This window comes from Bacillus sp. 05T22 (genome assembly GCF_056396765.1).
Window position 1 is genome coordinate 1 of sequence record NZ_JBFTMC010000181.1, and the last position, 5,047, is coordinate 5,047.

At 29.1% G+C, this 5,047-nt stretch carries 2 protein-coding genes; both read right to left on the reverse strand.

The window, feature by feature from the left end; genetic code table 11:
* Positions 1-2,477, reverse strand: a 2,477-nt coding sequence (locus tag AC1DIT_RS27065; protein ID WP_476998549.1) for a non-ribosomal peptide synthetase, incomplete at its 3' end; no start/stop codon positions are given.
* Between the two features lie 2 nt (positions 2,478-2,479).
* The coding region (locus AC1DIT_RS27070; RefSeq protein WP_476998550.1) for a non-ribosomal peptide synthetase at positions 2,480-5,047 on the reverse strand (2,568 nt) is incomplete at its 5' end.

Here is a 5,047-nt window from a genome sequence, read left to right on the forward strand (position 1 = left end):
CGATACATCTTTTGTTCAGGAATATATGGATTTTCTACAAATTTTTCTTCTGTTAAATCTGGTCTATTTAAATATCCCCGAGTTACTCCATCGCCACCAATACACAATTCTCCAGGAACTCCAATTCCACAAAGCTGATTCTCATTTAACACATATAGTTTTAARTTAGATATTGGTCTACCAATCAATACTTTTTCTACATTATTCATGCCTGAAAAATCATAACAAATAGCCGAATCTGTTGTTTCAGTTGGTCCATAGATATTGTAAACCTGATTTAAATTCCTACCAGTAGTGTTCATATAATCTTTTAGTAATTCTATCGGTAATACTTCTGCCGCTAAATATAATTTGTCAAATTGTATTAATTTATCAATCAAATTATGTGCTTTTGCATATTCTAAAATTTCTCTAAACATCGAAGGAACACAACAAAGTTGAGAATTAACCAATAATTCCAAATACTTTCTAGGGTTCTTCTTATCCTCTTCTGATAGCATTAATAAAGTTCCCCCTGCTATTAAAGTAGGAAAAATTTCAGAAACAGAAGCATCAAATATATAATTATAATTTTGTATAACTCTAGTTTTATTATCAATCTCTCCATTTAGAATTTGCCAATAACTAACATTTACCACACTCTGGTTCTCCACCATTACTCCTTTGGGTGTACCAGTAGAACCTGAAGTAAAAATGATATAAGCCAAATTATTTGGGCTTGATACAAGAAATAAATTACTACTAATTTCGGTTTTATCACTACATAAATCAATCGTTTCTAACTCATTAAACTCAACAAGTAATTGATTTAGTGTTTTACTTCCTCCTTGTCCGAATAGAATTACCTTTGCCTCACTATTGTGAAGCATATAGCTAACTCTATCTATAGGGTGCTTTGGATCAATTGGCATATAAGCAGCTCCAGATTTTAGTATACCTAATATTCCTACGATCATTTCCACAGAGCTTTCACTTATTAAACCTACTATTTCATCCGGTTTAATGCCTAAATTTCTCAATTTTTCACCAATAGCATTAGCTCGACCATTAATTTCTTTATAAGAATAATTTTCTTCTTCAAAAACTACAGCTATACCGTCAGGATTTTGCATCACCTGTTCTTCAAATAATTGTATTATTGTTTTATCTTTAGGGTAATAAGCTTCTGTTTCATTAAATTCTTCTAAAATTAATTTTTCTTCAACTTTGTTAATCATACTTAATTCACTAATTAAAGAATTAGGATTATGCAAAATATTCTCTAATAATGTTTCATAATGCTTCGCCATAATTGTAATTGTTTCGTCTTTAAATAGATCTGTACAATATTCCCACCCAACTGTATACCCGTCATTTTTGGATATCATAGTTAATGATAAATCAAATTTTGCAGTAACTATTTCTGGATTAATTAGTTTCGCCTTAAGTGTATCAAGGTAAATCGCTTCAGAAGTATTCTCTTGAGCAAACATAATATCAAATATTGGATTTCTAGACGAATCCCTGGTTAAATCAAGATCAGATAATAAATTTTCAAAAGGGTAATTTTGATTTTCGTAGATGGAAAAGCACTTTTCCTTTACTTGTTCTAAATAATTCAAGAAATTTTCGCTACTCTCAACTACTGTTTTAATAGGGAGCGTATTGACGAACATTCCTAACATATTCTGTAACTGAGCATTAGTTCGTCCTGAAAATGGCGATCCAATAATAATATCATTCTGTCTAGCATATTTGCTCAAAAGAATATTGAACACTGCTAAAAAAAAGATAAACTCAGTTGAGCTATTTTCTGAACAAATCTTGGCAATTTTATGATTTAATGATTTATTAAGTTGTTTGATTTTTACTTTTCCGTTGTAACTTTGTTTATTTTTCCGTGGGAAATCAGTAACTAATTCAACTGTTGGAACGTCTTCTCTAAATTCATTTATCCAAAACTCCTTTTGTTTTGTTAAATCCAGCTTGTTTGCCCAAGCACTAAAATCTTTATATTGAATTTTAGATTTTTCTAATTCTTCACCTGCATATGCTTTCGATAAATCCCTCCAAATTAGTCCAATTGACTCACCATCAGCAATTATATGATGAATATCAATCATTAAATAAGTCATTCCATTAAGTTCTTCAATCAACTGAACTCTCATCAAAGGACCTCTTGTTAAATCAAATGGTTGAATAAAATCTGCATAACAACTTTCAATATCTTCTACTTTTTTAGTATTACAGTAATCTAATGTAACTAATTGTGAGTCACTAACAACCTGAACAAACTCATTATTTTGGATAGCAAAAGTAGTTCTCAATAGTTCGTATTTTTCAGAAAGTTTTTTAATTGCATCTTGTAACTTATCTTTTTCTATTTTCCCCTCAAAACTCATCATTACAGGCATATTATATGAGGTTCCAACATCTTGCGATTGATCGATTGCAAATAATCTTTTTTGAACAGAACTCATCCTATATTTTTTTATCATTACTATAATGCCTCCGCTTCACCAATTATCATATTTTCCATTTCATAAGAAGTATCAACATTTCCTTTTAAAACCTCTTCAATTTTTTYACTAACTTTTCTAATAGTCTTCAGTTCTAAAACGTCTTTTATATTGAAATTAATATTGAAATTTGTTTCTATTGAATTCACTACTTGAATGGCTTTTAATGAATTCCCTCCCAAACTAAAGAAATTATCATCTAATCTGATTTGTTCTACATATAAAACACTTGTATAAATTTCTCTAACTAATTTTTGAGTCAAATCATATTTTTCTTCCACTGCATGGTCTAGAACTGTTGATAAATTCCCCATCATTGATAAGGCTTTTTTATCAATCTTTCCACTTCCTGTTAGCGGATATTTATCTACTACTAAATAGAAATTAGGAATCATATAATCTGGTAAATTTTCTGATAAAGCATCGTTTATCTGATCTGTTAGTATTTCGTCTTTTGACAATACATAAGCTGCCAAATATTCATTACCAGTATCATTATTAATCATAACAATTGCATCTGAAATACATTCTATTTTCCTTAGTTTTTGTTCTATTTCACCTAATTCAATTCTAAAACCCCTAAATTTTACTTGATCATCCATTCTGCCAAGGTATTCAATATCTCCATTCTCATTCCACCTTCCCAAATCACCAGTTTTATAGAAAATTTCTTCAGAATCATGTAGATTTAAAATAAATTTTTCCTTTGTCATGGTCTCTAGATTCAAGTAACCACGAGCAATTCCAATACCAGCTAAGCAAATTTCACCTACTATGCCGATTCCACATCTTTGATTATTTTGAACTATTGTCACCTTTGTTCCAGTAACTGGTTTTCCAATTGGAATACTACTTTCATTTTTAAGCGTGCCAAGATTATAACTCGTTGCACATACTGTATTTTCTGTCGGCCCATATAAATTATAGATATCTTTTATTTTCTCTTTACCTAAACTTTTCATTTTCTCCACCAAATCTAGCGATAACGTTTCACCTGCTAAATAGAGTTTCTTAAATTTTAATAGTTCCTCTACCATATTATTATCAACTGCAAAATCAATCATTGCCCTAAACATAGAAGGAACAACTTGAAAATGTTTATTATCTAAAGTTTTAATAAGCTTTCTTGGTTCTAATCGTATTGATTCAGAAATCATCTCTAATGTACATCCATTTAGCAAAGCTGAAAATATTTCTGACACAGAGCCATCAAATATATAATTAAAATATTGTAAAACGACGTCTCCAGGAATATACCCCCCGATTTCAGCTTGTGCTTTAGCTAAATTAACAACCCCTTTATGTTCAATCATTACTCCTTTAGGGTTTCCTGTCGTTCCGGAAGTATAGATTACATAAGCAAGATTATTTTGATTGAATTTTATCTTTTGATACTCCTCCAATTYTTCGTCTCTTAAATTTTTAAAATCAATTATTTCTTTTATCCTTTCAAATTGTTCCACTTTTACATTTGATAAATGATTAGGTCCTAGAATTAAAGTCTTAACAGAGCTATCCTTTAACATATAATTTATTCTTTTTGTTTTATGGGTTGGATCAATAGGCAGATAAGCTGCTCCCGCTTTTAAAATCCCTAATATTCCAATAATCATTTCAATTGATTTATCTGTAATTAATCCAATTCTTTCTTCTTTTTCTATTCCAATATCATATAATTTATTACGAATAATACTTGATTTCATGTCTAGTTCTTGATAAGTAATCTCTTCTTCACAATATTTCACAGCTACTTTATTTGGATATTTTTCAACAATTTTTGAAAATGCATCGATAATTGTTTCTTGACTGTTTAAAGATTTTTTTTGATTGTTAAATACTTTCTCTAATAACTCCAATTCTTTTTTATTGGTTATATTAATGTCTTTTAATTTCTTGGAGGGATATATAATCAACTCTTTAATAATCTCAATATATTGTTCTGAATATCTATAAATAGTAGAATTTTTAAATAATTCAACGCAGTATTCCCACGATAATTTATATTCTTCAGTTAATTCTTCTACAGATAAAGTTAAATCGAATTTTGAAATTTTATTTTTAATATCCAACATTTCTAATTTTAAATCACCCAACATATATTCAGGCATTTCATTATTTTGCAACACAAACATAGTATCAAAAATTGGGTTTCTTGAACTATCAGATTCAAATGAAATTTTTTCATATAATTTTTCAAATGGATATTCCTGGTGTTCAAAACTCTCTAAACAATCACTATTAACTTTCTTTAAAAAATCACTAAGAGATACACCCTCTTCAAGTTCCATTTTTAAAGCTAATGTGTTTACAAACATACCAATCATATTTTGAGTTTCAGGATGATTTCTTCCCGCCGTTGGAGTACCAACTACTATTTCCTTTTGTAAAGAATTTTTGTTCAAAAGAATATAGTACGCACCTAAGAAGAAAGAATACTCACTAATTTTGTTTTCCTTGCAAAATTTCTTTATCGAACAATGGATTTTTTTATCTATAATGATTTGAAAATCATTCCCTTTATATGATTTATATTGCCCTCTAGTATAATC